This window comes from Paracoccus sp. T5, from assembly GCF_048538155.2.
Classification (GTDB): Bacteria; Pseudomonadota; Alphaproteobacteria; order Rhodobacterales; family Rhodobacteraceae; genus Paracoccus.
The window spans coordinates 1,844,984-1,864,676 of sequence record NZ_CM135809.1; the positions used below are offsets into that span (position 1 = coordinate 1,844,984).

At 65.5% G+C, this 19,693-nt stretch carries 17 protein-coding genes, 1 tRNA gene and 1 pseudogene; 5 read left to right on the top strand and 14 right to left on the bottom strand.

Annotated elements, in window-relative coordinates; all coding sequences use genetic code 11:
* Position 1 precedes the first annotated feature (1 nt).
* Together ACNR9W_RS09090 and ACNR9W_RS09095 are read right to left on the bottom strand one after the other, a co-directional pair.
* Positions 2-1,330: a hypothetical protein gene (locus ACNR9W_RS09090; RefSeq protein ID WP_419267680.1), complete on the bottom strand. Its 1,329-nt coding sequence runs from the start codon at positions 1,328-1,330 to the stop codon at positions 2-4.
* An 87-nt stretch (positions 1,331-1,417) separates the two neighbouring features.
* Positions 1,418-2,245, bottom strand: coding sequence for a Crp/Fnr family transcriptional regulator (locus ACNR9W_RS09095; RefSeq protein ID WP_419267679.1), 828 nt, complete (start codon positions 2,243-2,245; stop codon positions 1,418-1,420).
* Between the two features lie 378 nt (positions 2,246-2,623).
* On the opposite strand from ACNR9W_RS09095, the gene ACNR9W_RS09100 reads away from it, so the two are divergent.
* Positions 2,624-3,511 carry a polyprenyl synthetase family protein gene (locus ACNR9W_RS09100; protein ID WP_419267677.1) on the top strand — a complete coding sequence of 296 codons (888 nt, stop codon included), beginning with the start codon at positions 2,624-2,626 and terminating at the stop codon, positions 3,509-3,511.
* Between the two features lie 3 nt (positions 3,512-3,514).
* Here ACNR9W_RS09100 and ACNR9W_RS09105 read toward each other — a convergent pair whose 3' ends face one another.
* The 6 genes from ACNR9W_RS09105 to fni are packed head-to-tail and all read right to left on the bottom strand — an operon-like array spanning position 3,515 to position 9,477.
* Positions 3,515-4,429, bottom strand: coding sequence for a phytoene/squalene synthase family protein (locus ACNR9W_RS09105; protein ID WP_419267675.1), 915 nt, complete (start codon positions 4,427-4,429; stop codon positions 3,515-3,517).
* Positions 4,426-5,931: a phytoene desaturase gene (locus ACNR9W_RS09110; protein WP_419267673.1), complete on the bottom strand. Its 1,506-nt coding sequence runs from the start codon at positions 5,929-5,931 to the stop codon at positions 4,426-4,428. Before ACNR9W_RS09110 ends, ACNR9W_RS09105 begins: the two co-directional genes overlap by 4 nt.
* Positions 5,928-7,094, bottom strand: a complete 1,167-nt coding sequence (gene crtY, locus ACNR9W_RS09115) for a lycopene beta-cyclase CrtY (RefSeq protein ID WP_419267672.1) — start codon at positions 7,092-7,094, stop codon at positions 5,928-5,930. Before crtY ends, ACNR9W_RS09110 begins: the two co-directional genes overlap by 4 nt.
* Positions 7,095-7,149: 55 nt before the next feature.
* Positions 7,150-7,638, bottom strand: coding sequence for a sterol desaturase family protein (locus ACNR9W_RS09120; RefSeq protein ID WP_419267671.1), 489 nt, complete (start codon positions 7,636-7,638; stop codon positions 7,150-7,152).
* Positions 7,635-8,363 carry a fatty acid desaturase gene (locus tag ACNR9W_RS09125; protein ID WP_419267669.1) on the bottom strand — a complete coding sequence of 243 codons (729 nt, stop codon included), beginning with the start codon at positions 8,361-8,363 and terminating at the stop codon, positions 7,635-7,637. Before ACNR9W_RS09125 ends, ACNR9W_RS09120 begins: the two co-directional genes overlap by 4 nt.
* 31 nt (positions 8,364-8,394) lie before the next feature.
* A complete protein-coding gene (gene fni, locus ACNR9W_RS09130) occupies positions 8,395-9,477 on the bottom strand; it encodes a type 2 isopentenyl-diphosphate Delta-isomerase (RefSeq protein WP_419267667.1) in 1,083 nt (360 codons plus the stop codon).
* Between the two features lie 174 nt (positions 9,478-9,651).
* Between fni and ACNR9W_RS09135 the strand changes: the two genes are divergently transcribed.
* A tRNA-Ser gene (locus ACNR9W_RS09135) sits at positions 9,652-9,741 on the top strand.
* A gap of 1,217 nt (positions 9,742-10,958) precedes the next feature.
* On the opposite strand, the gene ACNR9W_RS09140 is transcribed toward ACNR9W_RS09135, so the two are convergent.
* The 5 genes from ACNR9W_RS09140 to ACNR9W_RS09160 form a co-directional block, all read right to left on the bottom strand.
* Positions 10,959-11,186 carry a hypothetical protein gene (locus tag ACNR9W_RS09140; protein ID WP_419267665.1) on the bottom strand — a complete coding sequence of 76 codons (228 nt, stop codon included), beginning with the start codon at positions 11,184-11,186 and terminating at the stop codon, positions 10,959-10,961.
* Between the two features lie 139 nt (positions 11,187-11,325).
* Entirely contained in the window at positions 11,326-11,628 is a 303-nt protein-coding gene (locus ACNR9W_RS09145) for a hypothetical protein (protein WP_458478481.1), read from the bottom strand.
* A 277-nt stretch (positions 11,629-11,905) separates the two neighbouring features.
* Positions 11,906-12,313, bottom strand: a complete 408-nt coding sequence (locus tag ACNR9W_RS09150; protein WP_419267661.1) for a hypothetical protein — start codon at positions 12,311-12,313, stop codon at positions 11,906-11,908.
* A gap of 247 nt (positions 12,314-12,560) precedes the next feature.
* A complete protein-coding gene (locus tag ACNR9W_RS09155; protein ID WP_419267660.1) occupies positions 12,561-12,743 on the bottom strand; it encodes a hypothetical protein in 183 nt (60 codons plus the stop codon).
* Positions 12,744-13,074: 331 nt separating this feature from the next.
* Positions 13,075-13,320 carry an AlpA family phage regulatory protein gene (locus ACNR9W_RS09160; RefSeq protein ID WP_419267659.1) on the bottom strand — a complete coding sequence of 82 codons (246 nt, stop codon included), beginning with the start codon at positions 13,318-13,320 and terminating at the stop codon, positions 13,075-13,077.
* 266 nt (positions 13,321-13,586) lie between these two features.
* Here ACNR9W_RS09160 and ACNR9W_RS09165 point away from each other — a divergent pair.
* The 3 genes and pseudogenes from ACNR9W_RS09165 to ACNR9W_RS09175 form a co-directional block, all read left to right on the top strand.
* Positions 13,587-14,662, top strand: a pseudogene (locus ACNR9W_RS09165) (IS3 family transposase); the annotation flags it as partial.
* Positions 14,663-15,025: 363 nt separating this feature from the next.
* Positions 15,026-16,597 carry a coiled-coil domain-containing protein gene (locus tag ACNR9W_RS09170; RefSeq protein WP_419267657.1) on the top strand — a complete coding sequence of 524 codons (1,572 nt, stop codon included), beginning with the start codon at positions 15,026-15,028 and terminating at the stop codon, positions 16,595-16,597.
* A gap of 26 nt (positions 16,598-16,623) precedes the next feature.
* Positions 16,624-17,670 (top strand): TAXI family TRAP transporter solute-binding subunit, encoded by a 1,047-nt coding sequence (locus ACNR9W_RS09175; protein WP_419267656.1) that lies wholly within the window; start codon positions 16,624-16,626, stop codon positions 17,668-17,670.
* On the opposite strand, the gene ACNR9W_RS09180 is transcribed toward ACNR9W_RS09175, so the two are convergent.
* Complete coding sequence (locus tag ACNR9W_RS09180; protein ID WP_458478482.1) at positions 17,671-19,368, bottom strand: AAA family ATPase; 1,698 nt, start codon at positions 19,366-19,368, stop codon at positions 17,671-17,673.
* Positions 19,369-19,693 lie beyond the last annotated feature (325 nt).

Consider the following 19,693-nt stretch of genomic DNA (forward strand, 5'->3'; position numbering starts at 1 on the left):
CTCAGGCGCCGCGGCCGTTGGGGGTGCCCTGCGGATGGGGCGGCGCGGCCGTACCGGGACCGGCCACATCCTGCGGCGTCACAGCGGCCGGGACATGCCTTTGGGCGTTCAGCGCCTCGACCTGCCGCAGCAGGTCCGAGGCCGCCAGGGCGGCCCGCAGTTCGCCTACGGTCATCCGGTCGTCGCGGTGGCCTTCGCCCCGCCCCATGCGGATGGCGGCCTGCACGACCATGATGATGAAGACCAGGACCGCCGGCAGCAGGTCGATGGAAATGGCGCCTGCCCAGGCCGGCACGAAGTTTTCCGCATAGACGATGACGGCGTCGGCCGCCGACATCGGCGTATAAAGCGCGTCGTCGGGCGGGGGCAGCGCCATCACCTCGGCCGCGGCTGTCGCCAGGGTCTGGGCGCGCTGCTCGACCAGGGTCAGGACGGAATTGATGGTGCTGGACTGGCCCGCGCGGGTGGCGGCGGTGGCGCCGTCCAGTTCGGGCAGCACCACGGCATCCGACAGGTCCTGCGCCGCACGGCCGACCAGCGGCGCGGGGTTCAGCTGGCGCAGCTGGGTGATCAGGCCCGCCAGTTCGACCGCGTCCTCGGAAAAGCGTACGGTCCGGTCCTCCAGCCCGCCGGGCGCGACCGAGACGCTGCGCATCCGCGACAGGATGGTGTTGCCCTGGGCAAAGGTCGCCTCGATCGGTGCCGAGACCTCGGCCAGCTGATCCTCCAGCGCCTGCAGCTCGGTCCCCTTTTGGGTCAGGACCCGGAAGACCGCGCCGCGCCCCGAAAATCCCGACAGCGTACCGCCGGCCTCCTGTTCGGACAGGTCCTGAAAGCTCTGGCGCACCCGGGCCACGTCGCGCGACAGGGACTGGCCCGCCACCGCGTTCGAATGCGCCCGTTCCAGCGATGTCTGATAGTTCTGCACGGTGGTCGCCATATGCGTTTCGACCGCCGCGCCCCCGGCCAGCGCAGCCGCGTTCAGCCAGGACGACATGGCGACGATCGCGACCGAGCCGAGCGCCATGGTCAGCAGCAACCCGACGCGCGAGGCGGCCGAACGCACGGCAGGCAGCAGCCGCAGCAGATAGGACCAGAAGACGAAGATGCCGACCGAGACGGCGATGGAATAGGCCAGTGCCGCGAAGGTCGTCCAGATGCCGGGATCGTCCAGCAGCGTCCGCACCCCCAGATAGGTGTAAATCCCCGAGGCGGCCGACAGGACCCCAAGCGCGGTGGAGGTGAAGCTGTCCAGCCAGTCCAGGTGCCGCTCCAACTCGCGGGCATAGCGGTCTCCGGCGCGGTCATGGCTGAGGTTCGGGTCGGACATGCGGTCTCCGGGAGATGAAAGGGCGCCTTCTCAGCCAGATAGGACACCTGCGCCCGCTTGTTCATCCCCTGCGGCGGCGGATGCGGGTCACGCTTCCGGCATCTGGGGGATCTGCCGCACGCCTTCCACCGGGGCGCCGCCGCGGAAACGGGCGACGAAGGGCGAGCCCGAAGGCACCGGGCTGTCGCCGTGGCGGAACTCCACCAGCCTCTGCCGGTCCAGCACGCGGATGGTGCCGCGCCCCATTTCGACGATGCCCTCGGCCCGCATCTGCGACAGGGTGCGGTTGACGGTCTGGCGCGAACAGCCGGCGAAGCCCGCCAGTTCGTTCTGGCTGATCTGCACTTCGGGCGCATCGGTCGAGGACATCGACAGCAGGTGGACCCGGACCCGTTCGGCCGCGTCATAGAACATCGCAACGGAATGCATGCTGTTGTCGCGGATCATCCGGTTGTGGAAGATGCGGGCCAGGTTGCGCAACAGCAGTTCGGCCGGGATGTGGCGCAGGATCAGCGGGGCGTCGAACAGCAGCAGGAGGGCGCCGGGCTGGCAGGCGCAGCTGGCCGCGCAGGTAAGGCCGGAAAACAGCTCGGCCTCTCCCAGGACTTCGCCGGGGCGCGCGAGATGCGCCAAGACGCGGTTGCCGTCCGGATCGGTGAAGGTGACGTCGACCTGCCCCTCCAGGACGATGAAGCCGCAATCCGCAGGTTCCCCCTGGCGCAGGATCTCCTTGCGGCGGCGCATGCGCCGGACCGAGGCATGTGACAAAAAGCCGCTGAGCTGGGCGTCCGATGCCCCCCGCAGGATATCCGGCTTCAGCGCCTTGACGGCCGCGAGCAGCTCGGCCGGGTTGGCGATGCGCTGGCGGGCGGCGCTGCCCGTCTGGGCGCAATCGGGTCGGTCTGAAAGATGCACGGCAAATCCGCCTTTTGGGCTCTTGCCGACCATGAATACAGGAAAACCGCAGTCAGTCCAAGCACCTGTGGCGCATCCCCCCCGGCGGATGCAGCACGAGAGCGCAAAAAGGGTAAAACATCACTGGTAAACACGCCCCCGGGCTGCCCCTTCGGTTTAGCATGCCCATATGTCCGGATGTGTCGGCTGCGCGACACGTCACACGGCTTTGTTAAGATGCCGGGGAGTATTGCCCGCCCGCCCGTGATAACCTGAAGTCAAGGGCAAGTTCTTCTTCAATTTTCCGAACCGATCGCACATGAATGACGTTGGCGCAGTATGTCGGTCCCGGCCGGTGACCGCGCCAGCCCCAGTTGGAACCCGAACGCGCAGGTCCTGATGAGACGAGACGTCAATGCCACCCATCGCGACCTGCTGAACGCCCGGCTTTTCGAGATTTCCGAAGGTTTCGGCGCGGTGTCCGAACCCTTGGGCGCGGCGATGGGCCATGCGGCGCTGTCATCGGGCAAACGCTTTCGCGGGACATTGCTGTTATTGGCGGCCGAGGCCTCGGGCGGTGTCTGCGAGACGATGATCGATGCCGCGGCGGCGATCGAGATGGTGCATGCGGCCTCGCTCGTCTTCGACGACCTGCCCTGCATGGATGACGCCAAGCTGCGGCGCGGCAAGCCCGCCACCCATGTCGCGCATGGCGAAGGCCGCGCGGTCCTGGCCGGCATTGCGTTGATCACCGAGGCGATGGCGGTCCTTGCCACGGCCCGCGCCGCCAGCCCCCAGACCCGTGCCAGCCTGGTGCGCATCCTGACCCGCGCCCTGGGGCCAGAGGGGCTGTGTGCGGGCCAGGACCTGGACCTGCATGTCGAAAAGGACCGCGCGGGGATCGAGCGCGAACAGGACCTGAAGACCGGCGTGTTGTTCGTGGCGGGGTTGGAGATGCTGTCCGTCGTCAAGGGTTTCGACGAGGAGGACAAGCTGCAGATGATTGCCTTCGGGCGCCAGTTGGGACGGGTCTTCCAGTCCTATGACGATCTGCTGGACATCATCAGCGACAGCGCCAGCCTGGGCAAGGATGCCGGGCGCGACGTGCAGGCGCCCGGACCCAAGCGCGGCCTGCTGGCGGTGGCGGACATGCAGGGCGCCTCGCTGCATTACAGGGCGAACCGCGCCCAGTTGGACCGGATGCTGCGCAGCCACCGCCTGCAGGCGCCCGAGATCGCGGCCCTGCTGGAACGCGTCCTGCCCTATGGCATCAAGGACAGCGCCTGAGGGTCAGCTGGTTCGCGGCCGCGTCCACAACCCGTCGCGCGACACGCCGGCACCCGGCAGCCGCGACCATCCCAGATCCAGCCCGCCCCGCGCCACCAGCGCGATCTTGGCCGGTTTCGACGTGCTGATGCGCCGGCGATAGGCCTGCGGCCCGCCCTTGCGGATGCGCGTGCCGATCGCGTGATAGATGCGCAGCGCCGCGGCGATCGACCAGGCGCATCTGGGCGGCAGCGCCCTAAGTCCCACCCGCGCCGAGGCGTAGTAGGGTTCCGCCGCGTCCAGCAGCCGCAGGATCACGCCATGGAGTTCCGGCGACGGGATGGTGCCTTCCACCCGCGCGCCGGCCTGGTCCAGCCAGTCCGCCGGCAGATAGCAGCGCCCGACCACATGATCGTCCATCACGTCACGCGCGATATTGGTCAGCTGGAAGGCCAGGCCCAGGTCGCAGGCGCGATCCAGGACATGCGGATCGCGCACCCCCATGATGCGGGCCATCATCACGCCGACCACACCCGCGACGTGATAGGAATATTCCAGCACATCATCCAGGGTGCGGTAGCGCCGCTCTTCGACATCCATCGCGAAACCCTGGACCAGGTCCAGCGGCCAGCGCTGCGGAAAATCATGGCGCCGTGCCACCGCCCTCAGCGCGGAAAAGGGCGCGCTGACCGGGTCGTCGCCCTCCAGCGCCGCCAGCGTTTCGGCGCGCAGCGCCTGCAGGCGGCCTTGGGAATCGGCGATGATCTTCGGGCTGTCGCCCAGTTCCTGCCCGTCGATCAGGTCGTCGGCGTGGCGGCACCAGGCATAGAGCATCACCGTATCGTCGCGGATGCCCGGCGGCATGAGGCGCGCGGCGGCGGCGAAGCTTTGCGATCCGTTGACGATCGCCTGCGTCGACGTCTCGACCAGGTCCGTCATGCCTGCGCCCGGTCGGCCAGCATCACCTGCGCCGTGGCCTTGGCCGAGCCGACGACGCCCGGAATGCCCGCACCGGGATGGGTGCCCGCGCCCACGATGTAGAAGTTGCGGATGCTGCGGTCGCGGTTGTGGGGGCGGAACCAGGCAGATTGCGCCAGGATCGGCTCGATCGAGAAGGCGCTGCCGTGATGGGCCGACAGTTCCGATTTGAAATCGGCGGGCGTAAAGATGCGCTGCACCGTCAGGTTGCGGCGCAGGTTGGGGATCAGCCGGTCCTCCAGGCTGGCCAAGATGCGGTCGGCATATGCGGGCCCCTCGGTCGCCCAGTCCACGTCGGCGCGCCCCAGATGCGGAACCGGCGCCAGGACGTAATGGGTGGACATCCCCGGCGGCGCCAGGCTGGGGTCGGTGACGCAGGGCGAATGCAGGTAGAGCGAGAAGTCCTTGGGCAGCTTTGGCCCCTTGAAGATCTCGTTTACCAGTTCCTTGTAGCGCGGGCCGAAAAGGACGCTGTGATGGGCCAGCCCCTTTGGCATTTCGGACAGGCCGAAATGCAGCACGAACAGCGACATGGACCAGCGCTGCTTGCCCAGGATCATGGCCTTGGTCCGGCCGCGCCGGGTCTGGCCCAGCAGGTCGCGATAGGAATGCATGACGTCGCCGTTGCTGGCCACCATCCCGGCGTCCAGCCGACGCCCGTCGACCAGGGTCACGCCGGTCGTGCGCGCGCCCTCGGTCTCGATCCGCGCGACCTTGGCGTTCAGCATCAGCCTGCCGCCCAAGCGTTCGAACAGGGCGACCATGCCCGCCACCAGCTGGTTGGTGCCGCCCTTGGCGAACCAGACCCCGCCGCGGCGTTCGAGGGCGTGGATCAGCGCATAGATCGCGCTGGTCGAGAACGGGTTGCCGCCCACCAGCAGCGTGTGGAAGGAAAACGCCTGCCGCAGATGCGGATCCTTGATGAAGCGCGCCACGACGCTGTGGACCGAGCGATAGGCCTCCAGCTTGACCAGCGCGGGCGCCGCGTTCAGCATCTGGCCCATCTTCAGGAAGGGGGTCGTGCCCAGCTTCAGATAGCCCTCCTGATAGACGGCCTCGGCATAGTCGTGGAACCGCCGGTAGCCCTCCAGGTCGTCGGGGTTGAAGGCCCGGATCTGCTGTTCCAGCTGGTCGCCGTCATTCACATAGTCAAAGCTTTTCCCGTCGCTCCACAGCAGGCGGTAAAAGGGGGACACCGGCAGCAGGGTCACGTCGCGGGCCATGTCCTGCCCCGACAGGGCCCACAGCTCCTTCAGCGCCTCGGGGTCGGTGATGACGGTGGGGCCCGCATCAAACACATGCCCCTGGTCATGCCAGACATAGGCCCGCCCGCCCGGCTTGTCGCGGGCCTCGACCAGGGTCGTGGCGATGCCTGCCGATTGCAGGCGGATGGCCAGGGCCAGGCCGCCGAAACCGGCCCCGATGACGATGGCAGAGCCTGCGGCGGGGGTCGGGTCGGTCATGCAATCTCCTGCAGCAGGGGGGTTTCGGGCAGGCAGCGCATGGCCTGTCCAAGCGGAATGGGCGGCTTGCCGGTCACGATGCGCAACTGGTCGGCCAGGGTCAGGCGGCCTGCATAGAACCGTTCGATCAGGCCTTCGGGCAGGCGGTAGAAGCGCTGGAGCAGCAGATAGCGCCGCTCGGGCGGGCAGCCGCGGAACAGCATCCGGTTCAGAAGCCGCAGGAAACGGTCCTTGCGCGCCCGCGCCAGGGCGAAATCGCGCAGCGCACTGCGCAGCATGTCCGTGGTCAGCGCATCCCGCCGGGCCAGGTCGGCGACCAGGTCGGCCACCTGCACCGCATAGGGCAGCGAATAGCCGGTGACCGGGTGGAAGAGGCCCGCCCGCAGGCCCACCGGAACAGGGCCCGTGGCATGGTCGGCCCAGAACCCCGACGCATCATGGGCCAGGGCGATGGGCAGGATGCCGCGCTCTCTCCGCAGTTCGGTTCCGGTCCAGCCGCGCTGCCGCGCATAGTCCAGCGAGGCCTGGGCCAGTTCCTCGTCATCCAGATCGGCGCCGTCACTGTAGCGCGTGTCCTCGATCAGGATGCGGTCGGGGGAAAAGGGCAGCAGATAGATGAAGCGATAACCGTCCTGCTGGGTCACGGTCGCGTCCATGATCATGGGGCGCTGGACGCCATGGGGACGATCGGTGCGGATCTCGACCCCCACGAATTTCTGAAAGCCCACCGCCAGATGCGGCGACGGCTGCGCGCCCCGCGCATCGATGACGCAACGTGCCGTAAGGCGACTGCCATCGGCCAGGGTAGCGCCGGCCTGGTCCAGACCAGCGATGTCGCTGTTCCAGCGGATCCGCGCGCCCGCGGCCTCGACCGCGCCTAACAGCCCCCGAGCGTCGATCGAGCCATAGCCCGCCCGCAGGCGCCGTGCATGACCAGGAAAGCTGACCTCCTGGTCCGGCCAGGCTCCGCGGCGGATCGGCGCCAGACGGTCCAGCCAATGCGGCGCCAGATCGGTATCATGACAGGACCAGGTATGCCCGTCCGACGGACCTGCCGCGCGGTCCAGCAGCGTCACCCGCAGATCGGGACGGGCCTGGCGGACAGCCAGCGCGATCAGGCCGCCCGAAAGCCCGGCACCCGCCAGAAGAAGATCATGGTTCATGCAGCCGAACCCGGGTCGAAGAAGGGGGTTCCGCCAGGGAGGCTGCGTCCTGCGGTCACGGCCGACGCCCGGTGTCGGGCTTCAGCACGCCGGACTGCTTCAGCCGCTGCTTCAGGTGATCGACCGGGGGCGCATAGATGAAGCCGAAGCTGACGCAATGATCCCGCCCCTCGACCGCGTGGTGCAGGCGGTGAGCCTGGTAGAGGCGCCGAAAATAGCCCCGCCGCGGGACATAGCGAAAGGGCCAGCGCTGGTGGACCAGCCCGTCATGCAGGATGAAATAGATCGCGCCATAGACGGTCATCCCGACCGCCACCCACCACAGGACCGGCACCCAGAGCGAGCCCGCCACGAACAGCCCGCCCGCGATCACCGAAAATACCAGACCATAAAGGTCGTTTCGCTCGAAGGCATGGTCATGTTCCTCGTGATGCGACTTGTGCCAGCCCCAGCCCAGGGGGCCATGCATGATCCAGCGATGGACGGAATAGGCCGTCAGTTCCATGGCGGCGACGGTGGCCAGGACGATCAGAAACTGGGTCATGTGCGCTCCTTTCCCCGGCGCGTTGCGGGCAGTCGCCACCAGGGCACGGTGGGGTGCAGGTGGTGTTCGTGGTGATAGCCGCCAAAGTGAAAGCAGGTCAGCAGCGACACCGGATTGCTGACCCGAGAGGACCTGGCATTGTGCCGGTCCGGAAATGGGTCATCCCCCCTGCGATGCGGCAGCCAGGTCCCGAAGACGAAAAGCTGCATCGAGGCCAGGATCGAGGGCACCGACCAGAAGGCCACATAGGGCCAGCGCGGGCCCAGGATCAGCGCATAGGCCAGAACGGCCAGGCCCAGAACCGTCGCCTCGCGCCATCCCAGATAGGTGCGGATGAAACCGGCATACCAGCGCAGCGGACCCCCATGATCGAAATCGGGATCGTCGTCGGTGCCAGCGTGGCGGTGATGGGCCATGTGCTTGACGATCAGCTTGCGCCAGGAAAACCCGGCATAAAGCCACAGCGCAAGTTGCCCCACCGCGGCATTTACCTTGGGACGCCCCGGCACGACCGCGCCATGCATCGCGTCATGGGCCACGATGAACAGCCCGACCGACAGCCAGGTCAGCCCCAGCAAAAGGACCGCCGCCAACAGGGGCTGGTCCGGCGCATCCAGAAACCACAGGGCATAGACGTGCAGCGCCAGCCAGGACAGCATGATCAGGGCGGTCAGGATCAGGTTGGTGGCCGTCGTGTCAGCGCGACGGCCGAGTGGTTCGCGCATCTCGGCCCTCCGGCTTGTTCCGTTCCCGACCCTAGGCTTCAAAGTCATCGCTGGAAAGCCCCGCCGATTGCGACCAAATGCCCCCTGGCCCCGGATGCAGCAGTGCCGCGCACCGCAGCGCCGCCAGATCCTGCGAGCCTGTACAGAACATCGCGATGCGCAGCTGGGCGACGACATCGCTGAAATGCTCGACCAGTGCCCCGGCGCTGTGACGGGCGGCGGGCAGCGCGCGTGCCGCCTGCCCCGCCAGATCGGCACCAAGGCGGATCGCGCGTGCCACGTCCAGCCCGTGACGCACGCCGCCCGAGCCGATCAGCACCTGTCCCGGCCCCATCAGTGGCGCCGCGGCCCGCAATGCCTCGGCGGTCGGGATGCCCCAGTCATGGAAGGGCGCGGCAAGCGCCTGCAGGCGCGCCGGCCCCCGTTCGGCCTCGACCCGCGCCCAGCTGGTCCCGCCGGCCCCGGCGACGTCCAGGATGGTCACGCCCGCCTCCATTAGCCGGCGCGCGACAGGGGCGGACAGTCCTGCCCCCACCTCCTTCACGCCCAGAGGCACCGGCAACACGGCGGCCAGCGCCTCGATCTTGGCAAGCAGGCCGGCGAAATTCCGATCCCCGCCCTGCTGGATCGCCTCCTGCAGGGGGTTCAGGTGCAGGATCAGGGCGTCGGCCTCGATCATGTCGACGCTGCGCTGCGCCTCGGCCAGGCCGAAGCCGTAGTTCAGCTGGACCGCGCCAATGTTTCCAAGAATCGGGATGTCGGGGGCCCGGGCGCGCAGCTGTCGCCCCAACCCGCCCGCATCCGCCGTCTCGACCGCGATGCGCTGCGACCCGACCGCCAACGCGATCCGCAGCTCCTGGCAGGCCTCGGCGATATGGGCGTTGATGCGCTCTGCCTCGTCATTCCCGCCGGTCATGGCTGAAACGAGAAGCGGCGCCTTCAACTGGCGCCCCAGGAACCGCGTGCTGCAGTCGAGACGGTCAAAATCCGTCTCCGGCAATGCGACATGGGCAAAGCGGATCTCATCGAACCCGGTGGAGAGGCCGGCCTGCTGGCCCCTTCCCTCCATCACAATGCGCAGGTGATCCGTCTTGCGGCGAGATATCTCGGTCATGTCTGGCCTGCCCCTCCTGTCCCGCAACATATTGCCGCAAAACCGGGCTGGTTCCAGAGGAAGCGACAGGGGACGACACCATTGCCGCACCCCCACGGGTCGCGATGGCGCGTGAGAGGAAAATCCGACGAACCCCCCTTGTCACCCCTGAAGCTCCTCCATATACGGGTCGACGGAGACGTGGCCGAGTGGTCGAAGGCACACCCCTGCTAAGGGTGCAGGCCCGAAAGGGTCTCGAGGGTTCGAATCCCTTCGTCTCCGCCACCCACCCCATTTGACACGCTGTTTGTGTGAAGTAGTTTCGTTGGTGAGGCCTCGGCTTCCCCCGCTGCTTCCCCCAATGCACTTTGGAACTTGCCGGAGAGGGCCTCGGTAGTTGAGGCCGGGAGGGCCATTGAAAGTCACGCGCGCATCGTTGCCCCGACCCGCGCTCGCACCACTCGCATGTATTTTTCCGTCGCTTCAAATCTCGCGCAGTTGGCAGGCCGGTAGAGGGTGCTGCCGTGCGCCGTCCGCATCATCACGACAATTTCTGAATTGCAGACGTGCGCATCTTGCAGCCACGGCGGTCCGGCACCTTGCTCGGGTAAAATTTCCAGCCCCCCTTTACGGCTGGCGCCGTCTGGCCCGGCTTTGGCTTTTGGCTCCTTGATACATCGAACAGCCGTCGACAAAGACGCTGCCGTCGCTCCTTAAGGCATTGGCAGGTGCAATGACACTTTTAGTGAAGTCGGCCCCCGGCCAAAGACCGGGGGCCTGCGCAGATAGTTCGGTCCACCCGCCCAATGAAGGCTGAGAGGGAGCCAAATTGCTCCAATGCCGCTAGCTGCGCGTGCTTCCTGCCTCGCTTCCCGCTGACTTGCTGGGGTGTAAAGCCTCAACTGCCGCAGTGATTTTATAGCTGCCTACTATCGTAAAGGATGATTCCGTTGCCCGTCCACAATTTTTGCGCGTAATGCATATTCATATTTTTTTATCGAGGCCGAAGCGTTGGACAGCGAAGATTGGCGCTCTCGAACAGTGTGACGGTTCGAGCCGCCTTTCTTTTGCCACTGGCCTGTCGCGCTAAATCGTTGTCAGATACACTGGGCAGGTGGGAGGGGAACGGGAGCAACACCTGCGCACTTGGGAGTGCAAAAGATATGTAACGAGACAAGCCGCACGACGAAGTTGATCCCGCCACCGCCACGCCTGCGACTTTGCCAGCTACCCCGCCGCACGGCGCTGTCACCTCACTCCAGCCTTGGCAACTGGTCTCGGCAACTGGTCTCGGCATTCCCCGACCAATTTGGCGATGTGTGCCCGCAGTGCGACCGCTCCACGCAACCGTTCGCCGTACCGATAGTTTGGGTGCGCCCCCCGCGCCGTGGACGCGACAGACGGGCCAGCCGGTGACAGCCGGGGCGCGGCATGGCTGGCCCGTGCACTTGGCTGTGGCGCTGCACCTGGGTGCCGCATCGGCGCGTTCTATGGGGCCAGCGTCATCTTTGCTCATCGCCCGGCTCTCCGTTCAGTTCTTTGCCAAAGAGAACACGGAACCTGCGTCTCCTTGGGTCTGCGTGTTCAGGCGCCGCCAACGCCTCTAGTTCAGGCCGTAGGTCGTCAAGGGTCACACCTTCGTCCGCGCCGTCGATGATGTCCTTGGCTACCTTTGGAATTGCTCCCCCGAACATTCGCCGGACGTCATCAAGGGTCAGCTTTTCCGTCATGGGTTAGTTCTTCCTCTTCCGTCCCTTCGTTCGATCAAGCCAGCATAATGCCTTCGACCACACCTCACCAAAACAATTGAGGGCGATATGTTCTCGCCTGCCCAAACCTGCTTTTACCAAATCAGTCCGGTCAATGGGGTTAACGCCACTCTTGCCCATCCACCGGCCCCCCATGCTGCACATGGCCGGCAACGGTCTTCCCGCCGCTTTCAGCATTCACCCGATCCACTCGGACAACCTGCTGCCCCTCGCTGCGATACCTCTTCACACCCTCCAGCTGCGCCGCAGAGGTCCGCGCCAGCTTGTTCAGCGGCCGCTCTGCCGCATCCTGTTGCCGCAGGTTCTCCGAGTGGTTCAGCCGCCGGGCCATCATCATCGTCGCTTGATGGACTGCTGCCATCTGCGCTAGCAATAGCGTTTGTAGCGCATCACGCGGCGTCATGCTATCGACGAAGCCCAAGGCGGAACTGGATGCTTCAAGATCGGTGCGCTGCCCATACGACCCGAGGATAGCCACCTGCTTCAACAGGCCACCGGCTACTAAGTTGTTTCCGGCGCCTGCCTCGATCCTGCGGTAGTCACCCGATTTTCATTGCGGCCGGCATTACCGGCGCTGGCGGCCTGAGGCGCTTGCCGCTCATCGCTTCACCTCGCCTCGCTGGGCGACCCAGCTGCGCGCGCCTTCAAGCAACAGCCTATGGCTTAGATATAGATATGGCTCAATAACTGCGCTGCCCAGTTTCCAAAACCTGCCAGAAGCGGCTCAATAGTTGAGCCGCTTTGGAAGCAAGACCCTGCCATTCGGACGGAGGCGGCTCAATGGCTGCGCCGTGCGGCTCAAATTTTGCGCGGGGATTCTGAATTTTGCCGCCATGACATGTATTCTTTCGATGCAGGTTTTCCGTCGCATGGCTCTTCTTCCAGAGCATAGATGCTGGTGGCCAAGATGATATTCGCCGGTCTTGCGGATGAAGCCACGCGCCTCCAGTTCCCGAAACTAGCCTTCGACCCTGTTGAGCGCCTTCTGCGTCGCGCTGCGACAGGTAGAGCGCCCCGTTGTTCGACCCGGTGAACCGGCGCGCCAACTCGACGTAAAGGGCGCGCGGGCCGGACGGCAGGCTCGCCATGCCTCGCTGGCCGGCATGTATTCCATCAGCTCCACAAAGCGCCCACCTGCCGCGCTTGTGTCGCTTGTATCACCTACTCCCCACGGTGCACCCCATAGCGCCGCAGAGGGGCCCGTTGGCGGCATGGAACAGGTCAAGACACCCATGCCGCCCCATCAGAACTGCCCAACGCCGCGCCCATTTAAGCACGCTGCGGCGGCTTGATGAAAAATAGACCAGCCGGGCGTGCATGCGGCACTCGGCCAGGTCATAGACCGTGAAGGCGAGGCAGGTGCGCGTGGCCATAGCGCGCACCTCCGCTCATCCGCGCGGCGGGTCGTGCCGCAGGGGCATCCTTCCAGATCCCCCATGCCATCCGTGCGACCAGGGCAGCGCGGTTTTTCGTCAGGTCGTAGCGGGCGCGCAGAAAGGCGATGCGGTAGGCGGTCATGCACCACCCTTCCAGTCGATCAGCAAGCGCCTAAGCGCTGGGCGGGAAGCGCAGGCGCGACAGGTCGGTCGCAGGCGTCAGCCGGTAGTGGGCCACGTTCTCAGAGCCGCGCAGTTCCATCGGGATTGACCAGCCATAGGTATTCTTGAGGCGGTGAATAATTGCACCTAGGCGCCATCTCTCCACCTCGCGGATTTCTGCCTTGTGCGAGATGGTGCGCTTATTTAGTCTGCGCATGGCAGGTCCAGAACACCTGCGTGGGGCTGAAATACCATCATTCGGATTTTGGAATTGTCTCGGCCTCATTGAGTGCTGGCTCGGGCGCCAGGGACTATGGTCGGACTACAGCTACACAGACCACAGTCACCGCACCAAGCCAGAGGGGTGGCGGTTTACTTATGCGGTGGGCGGCTGTTCCGCCAAGCATAAATAGCGCTTTCAGGCCAGCCGACCGCCTGCCGGTCAAGTTGACGGGGCGCGGAAACTGCCCCTTGCCCATCAGGTCGTAAATTGTGCTGCGGCTCAGTCCGGGGAGTTCTTCTACGGCGCGGCGGCGACCGCTTGTCTGCGATGTCATCTTCCTTTGTACAATGCGATGACACAGAGGAAGATAGCGGAAAAATTTAGCAGATCAAAACGAGGTAAATCGGAATTATTGGGCCAAGATTTCTTGCCTCATTCTTTCTTCGTTTTCTCCACCCGCATCGCTAAGCCGGTCTTTATTGTCTTTTGATTGACGCCTAGCTCATCTTCGACTGCCTTCCATTTCTTGGGGTAATCCTTCCCATGGTTAAGGTGATGCGGCAGTAGAATTTTCTCGTAGCGTGAACTGAGGGGATTCGGATGAAGAAGACCCGGTTGACCGAGCCGCAGATCATGGCGGTGCTGCGCCAAGCCGAGGGCGGCGTTGCTGTGCCGGAGCTGTGCCGCGAGCATAGGATCAGCAGCGCGAGCTGTCACAAATGGCTTGTGAAAGATGGCGGCGTGGACGTGTCCATGATGATTCAGATGAAGGCATTGGATCGAGCCATTGGTGCGCCATTGGTTCAAGCCCCATAGCGAGGGAGAACGGGCGGCTCAAGCGCATGTTTGCTGGCCTCAGCATGCAGGCGGATCTGCTCAAGGAAGCTCTTGGAAAAAGTGACGCGGCCAACTCAACCCCGCGAGTTGGCCGCGAGGGCGGTGGCGAAGAAGGGGGTCAGCATTGCGCTCGACCATGAGCTTCGGACCAAGGGCGGACATGGTCTCGCCCTGCCGGACGTTCGGCGTCAGCGAGACCTGCTTTCGCTACGGACCGAGGCACTGTGCTGAGAACAAGATCATCGCGGATCTCCTCGAGGGCCTGACGAAGGCGCACCGAACTTGGGGGGCTCGGCCTGTGCTTCCTGTATCTGCGCAATGTCCGCGGACATGTCTGGAACCACAAGCGGGTCCGCAGGATCTATTGCCAGCTTGAGTTGAACCTGCGGATCAAAACCCGGCCCCGGATCAAGCGGGACAAGCCTGACATGATTGCCGCTCCGGAAGTGCCGAACCTGGTCTGGTCCATGGATATCATGGCGGATCGTCTGGCCGATGGTTGCCAATTCCGGCAGCTGAACGTGCTGGACGACTTCAACCGTGATGGTCTGGGCATCGAGGTCGATTTCTCCGATCGTCCGGAAAACGATTCACCGGATCGTTTTCTGATCCTCCTCACACCCGCAGAACGGGTGGTGAGGAAGTTCAACCAGATCATTGAGTGGCGCGGCAAGCCCATGGCCATTAGGGTCGAGAACGGCCCGGAATACATCAGCGCGACATTGGCGATCTGGGTTGCGAAGCAAGGCATTGCTCTGACCCATATCCAGCCAGGTAAGCCGCAACAGAACGCCCATGTCGAGCGCTACAACCGCACCGTCCGTCACGAATGGCCGGACCTCGACACTGCAGCAACTCCAATCTGCCGCTTGATTGCCTGCACATTCTTCAAGCTTCTTCCTCGAAGGAAGGCAGAGGCGAGACCGTTATCCACATGTAGGCGATGTCCCCTCCGCTTGCGGCCGTGGACGCCTGTCGTGAGTCTGTGCCACCACACCAGCCCAATCTCCCAATCCGCAGACAGGTGGGCCAACTTGACAAACCCTTCTTGTACATGATTATTAACCTTTGGGGGGCCTTTCATTGTGTTGATATTGCGTCGCGTTCCATTGGCCACTTTGGCGGCAGTCGGCCTTCTGGGCGCGCACGGGCCCGTATGGGCGCAGGCGCCGCAAGAGGATCTTTCGTCCCAGGCCCACTCGTTGCGCCAGATCATCGCCGCGATGGAACTCGAGGCTGCCGAACTTGAGCCCAAGGTCGAAGCGGCGCGCTCCGCCCTGCGCGATCTGACGACCAGGATTGAGGCAACCACCGGCCAGCTTGAACAGGAACAGGGCGGTCTTGCCGATGTGCGGAAGGAAGGAGAAAGGCTCCGGAGCGAAATCGAACGGGCAAAGGCGGAGGAAGCCGACCTGCAAGCGAGGATCGGCGCCGCCACGACCGAGCTGGCGGAGCTGACCGAGAGCATCGAGGGACGCCGTGCCGAGGAAGCCCAGCTGACCCAACGCATCGAGAGCCTGAGCGCCAGCGAGCAGGAGCAGGTGGAGCGTCTGGCGACGTTGGAGGCGCAGATCGCCGAGGCGACGGCCGGGCGGGACGATCAGCTTTCGTCGCAGAACGCGAACCTGGACGAGCTGCGGGAAGAGGAAGCCCGGCTTCGCAGCGGGATCGAGCAGGCCGAGGCCGATCTGCAGGCCAGGACCGGTGCCGCAGCTTCGGAGCTGGCGGAATTGACGGAAGCGATCGAGGCACGCCGAGCCGAGGAAGGCCAGCTGACCCAACGTGTCGAAAGCCTGAGCGCCAGCGAACAGGAGCAGGTGGAGCGCTTGGCGACATTGGAGGCGCAGATCGCTGAGGCGACGGCCGGGCGGGACGATCAGCTTTCATCGCAGAACGCAAATCTGGAGGAATTGCGGGAAGAGGAAGCCCGGCTCCGCAGCGGGATCGAGCAGGCCGAGGCCGATCTGCAGACGAGGACCGGCGCCGCAGCTTCGGAACTGGCGGAGTTGACGGAAGCGATCGAGGAACGTCGTGCCGAATCCGCGCAACTGACCCAACGCATCGAGAGCCTGAGTGGCAGCGAGCGGGAGCAGGTGGAGCGTCTGGCGACACTGGAGGCGCAGATCGCCGAGGCGACGGCCGGGCGGGACGATCAGCTTTCGTCGCAGCAGGAAGACCTGGAGGAGATGCAGGCGCAGCTTCAGGAGACGCGCGGCCAGCTGGCAGACCTGACAGAGCAGCGCGATGCCATGCAGGCGGAACTGGCCAGAGCCGGGGAACTGTCCGCCCAGATCGCGGCGCAGGAGGAACGCGCAAGCGCCTTGGCGGAACAGGTCCAGACCCTGACCGCCGAAGTGGCAGACCTGACGCGGCAGCGCGAGGCGGCACAGTCCGAGCCGCAGCCGGCCGCCGTGCAGCAGACAGAACCAGAGCCGGGACCGGAACCGGAGCCAGAGCCCGCCCCCGCGCAGGAACCCGAGCCAGCGCCCGCACCGGAACCCGAACCGGTCCCCGTCCAGGAACCCGAACCCGCACCCGCCCCGGAACCCTCATTGGCCGGCGGTGCCAGCGAGGGGCGGCAGCCGCGCGACGCGGCCGAAGTCAGCGCCGTCCTGGCCACGACACCGGGGCTTCCTCGGGCGCCGGCGGCGCGCGACCGCTTGCGCAACCTGCTGATCGACGGCCAATGCGCCGTCGACGCGCTGCGCCAGGTTCAAGATCCGATCAACCGCCAGACGCTGCTGGCCCTCAGGGCCGGGCTGGACGGGTGCTGAAACCCCTCGTACGGAAGGAAACGCCGATGTCATTTTCCCAGCTTCTGCAACGGCTTGCCTGGGGGATATGTGCCGCCTCGGGGTTGGCTGTCGCAGGCCAGGCCCAGAATGCCGACCTGAGCATCATGACCGGATCGCCGACCGGGACCTATATCCAGATCGGCCGCGATCTGAACGGGTTGATGCAGCAATGCGGCAAGAACCTGGAGGTCGTCGAATCGGCGGGCTCGCTGGAGAATTTCCTGGGTGTCCGGCAGCGCCCCAATACGCAGTTTGGCATCGTCCAGAACGACGTTCTGGAATACATGCAGACCTTTGCGGGTGACGACCCGGCCGTCGCACGGGCGATCGCGGGTGTCCGGATCGCCTTCCCCCTTTACGAGGAGGAGGTGCATATCCTGGCCCGGCGCGACATCGCCGATTTCGGCGGGCTGGACGGCAAGCGCGTCGCCATCGGGACCGAGAACAGCGGGACTTATCTGACGGCGTCGCTGATGATGTCGCTGGCGGGGATCGAGCCGTCCGAGACGCTGGCCCTTGCCCCGGGCGATGCCTATCCGCAGCTGGAGGCCGGGGATATCGACGCGTTCTTCTATGTCGCGGGAGCGCCGGCGGCGATTTATACCGAGAACGACATCGACGGTGAGCAGTTCCACCTGCTGCCGATCCAGGACGAGACGCTGCAGGCGGTCTATACGCCGGCGACGCTGGCGGGGGGCACCTATGCCTTCCAGCCCGATCCCGTGGAGCTTGTCGCGGTCAAGGCGGTGCTGATGACCTATGAATACGAGCCGCGCGGGAACAGGTATCACCAGGCCAGCTGTCGCGGGGTGTCGGACCTCTCGTCGCTGATCCTGTCGAACATCGACACGCTGCGCAGTGAGGGCCATGCGAAATGGCAATCCGTCGACCTGACCGCCATCCCGCCGGGATGGGACATTTCCACCTGCGTCAATATTGGCCTTGATCCCGAATATGAGCCAAGCTGCACACCGGTCGCGCCCGAAGTCCAGCCCGACAGCGAGGCCAATGCCGCGTATCGCCGCAACATCTGCGCGGCCATCGGCTGCTGATCAGAGCGCACCCCGGTCAAGAACGGCCCAGACCGAGGCAGGTCCGGGCGTCCCGTCCGGCCGCAGCGCCAGAACCCTCCAGCGGGAGACCGGAAACGGGATCAGGGCTGCCGACAGCCCAGTCTCCAGCTCCTGCACCCGTTCCGCGCCGGCGGTGACGAATTCGATCCGATAGCGGGCCGGGTCCGGCCCGGGCGGGCCGCGCCAGTGCAGTTCGGATTGGCCAGAGGCGAAGATGACCTGCCGCTCGGGGACAGGCGGCGCGGGGTCGTCCCCTGCCGGCACTGGAGGGGCGGATTTCATCTGGCGTAGCCGCGCACCCGCGCCCGAGATCTGCGAGGCCTCTCGGTACCAGGCGCGGGCCCGGTTCACGTCAGCCTCGACCCCGATGCCGGTCTCGTAAAGCTGACCCAGGTAATAGGCCGCCCTCTCGCTGCCCCACAACGCCGCCTGCGTATAGAGCGGGATCGCGCCTTCCGGATCGACATTGCCCGTGGCAAGGGCCCTGATCAACAGGTCCTGCGGATCCGGCGCCGCCTGCTCCATCCGCGTTTCCAGCTGTGCCACATCCGGGACGGGCGCTGCGACGGGTTCCGCCCCGACATCGCGGACAGGCTCTTCCGTGACCTCGGACAGCCGGTCCATTGGGCCTTCGCTCAAGGTCATCAGGTTGCTGCTCAGGACGAGCAGCGCGGCCAATGCCACCCCCGTCAAGCCCGGCTTGAGCCATCCCCGGGCCGGAGGTTCGTCCCGCCCGGCCCGTTTCTGCGGCCGGAGGGTCCGGCGCTTCGCCGGCGCCATCCCCACATCCGGGCCCTGTTCCACAACGGCAGCCGGGAGCGGGGGGATCGGCAGATCGGCGATGAGATCATCCGTCGGCAGATCAGGCAGCGGATGCTGCAGTTGCCCCGCCTCCGCCAGTTCTGCCAGGCAGGCATGAACTGCGGCCTTGTCCAGGCTGCCGCCCTGCGCGGTGCCGGCCCGCGACAGGCAGTGCTGCACAAGCAGGTCGATGTCGCCCGGATATCCTCCGGAGGCGGCGTGAAGCAGCCAGATCCCGCCGGCATCAAAGGGCTGCGCACCGCCGTGGCAGGAACATGGGCCGACATGAAACCGGTGCGCGATGTAAGCAGCCGTTTCCGCCGGATCAAAGGGCTGCAGTTTCAGATGCCCACCGATCCTGTCGCGCAATTCGTCGGGCGTGGGTGGGTCCAGCAGCGTGGCCACACTTTCGCCGCCGACAAGAAGCACATAGATCGGCAGGGGCAGGCCGGGCGCGGCGGTTAGATCCTCAAGGAACTCTCGCGAGGCTTTGGACAGCAGATGCGCATTGTCCACGATCAGCAGGCATGACCTGCGCGCGCTGCGGCCTTCCGCCAGCAGGCGTGCCAGCCCCTTCATCGGATCGGCGGAAGCGACGCCCAGTGCCTTCGGCACCTCCAGCGCCAGGTCCGTCTCCGGCCGCTCCAGGCTGACCCAGCCCACGCGCATGCCCTCTGACAGGGCCGCGATCTCGGATGCGAGAACCGTCTTGCCGGCCTGCGACGGCCCCGAAAGCATTAAAACTGCGCGATCTCCGTGGCGCCACGCCGCAACCATCGCAAGAATGTCGCGATGCGCGCCGGAAAGGTACAACTGGTGACGCGCCGGCGCGGATGCGAAGCTGGGACAGGACCAGGTAGCGGTGGCGTCTTCCATTGTTCTTTCCACCCATGCGCGACGACCGGACATGCCTTGCCGCATGCCGAGGGCCAGAATTCTTCATTAACCAAGCTTAACAGAATTGCCGGCAGGGTCCACCGCAGGTCCGCGCGCTCACGTACGCCCGGCTGAGAGGCGAACACAAAACGAGATTGTCCGGCGGTAATTCCCGGTTGGATTGAGGGCCTCGTGGTGCAGCAGGACAGGAAAGCTGCACCCGTTACTGAGGTCTGCCGCAAAGGCAGGATGAGCTGGGCAATAACCTTACCGGCGTAGAAAGACCGATGAACAGCACCGGCGCCTTGCTTACGTGTACCGACGG

Bases quoted from the DNA above. Each gene is read 5' to 3' on its own strand.
- ACNR9W_RS09090 (WP_419267680.1), bottom strand. From the start codon at position 1,330: ATGTCCGACCCGAACCTCAGCCATGACCGCGCCGGAGACCGCTATGCC.
- ACNR9W_RS09100 (WP_419267677.1), top strand. From the start codon at position 2,624: ATGAGACGAGACGTCAATGCCACCCATCGCGACCTGCTGAACGCCCGG.
- ACNR9W_RS09105 (WP_419267675.1), bottom strand. From the start codon at position 4,429: ATGACGGACCTGGTCGAGACGTCGACGCAGGCGATCGTCAACGGATCG.
- ACNR9W_RS09110 (WP_419267673.1), bottom strand. From the start codon at position 5,931: ATGACCGACCCGACCCCCGCCGCAGGCTCTGCCATCGTCATCGGGGCC.
- crtY (WP_419267672.1), bottom strand. From the start codon at position 7,094: ATGAACCATGATCTTCTTCTGGCGGGTGCCGGGCTTTCGGGCGGCCTG.
- ACNR9W_RS09120 (WP_419267671.1), bottom strand. From the start codon at position 7,638: ATGACCCAGTTTCTGATCGTCCTGGCCACCGTCGCCGCCATGGAACTG.
- ACNR9W_RS09125 (WP_419267669.1), bottom strand. From the start codon at position 8,363: ATGCGCGAACCACTCGGCCGTCGCGCTGACACGACGGCCACCAACCTG.
- fni (WP_419267667.1), bottom strand. From the start codon at position 9,477: ATGACCGAGATATCTCGCCGCAAGACGGATCACCTGCGCATTGTGATG.
- ACNR9W_RS09140 (WP_419267665.1), bottom strand. From the start codon at position 11,186: ATGACGGAAAAGCTGACCCTTGATGACGTCCGGCGAATGTTCGGGGGA.
- ACNR9W_RS09145 (WP_458478481.1), bottom strand. From the start codon at position 11,628: ATGACGCCGCGTGATGCGCTACAAACGCTATTGCTAGCGCAGATGGCA.
- ACNR9W_RS09150 (WP_419267661.1), bottom strand. From the start codon at position 12,313: ATGGCGAGCCTGCCGTCCGGCCCGCGCGCCCTTTACGTCGAGTTGGCG.
- ACNR9W_RS09155 (WP_419267660.1), bottom strand. From the start codon at position 12,743: ATGACCGCCTACCGCATCGCCTTTCTGCGCGCCCGCTACGACCTGACG.
- ACNR9W_RS09160 (WP_419267659.1), bottom strand. From the start codon at position 13,320: ATGACATCGCAGACAAGCGGTCGCCGCCGCGCCGTAGAAGAACTCCCC.
- ACNR9W_RS09175 (WP_419267656.1), top strand. From the start codon at position 16,624: ATGTCATTTTCCCAGCTTCTGCAACGGCTTGCCTGGGGGATATGTGCC.
- ACNR9W_RS09180 (WP_458478482.1), bottom strand. From the start codon at position 19,368: ATGGAAGACGCCACCGCTACCTGGTCCTGTCCCAGCTTCGCATCCGCG.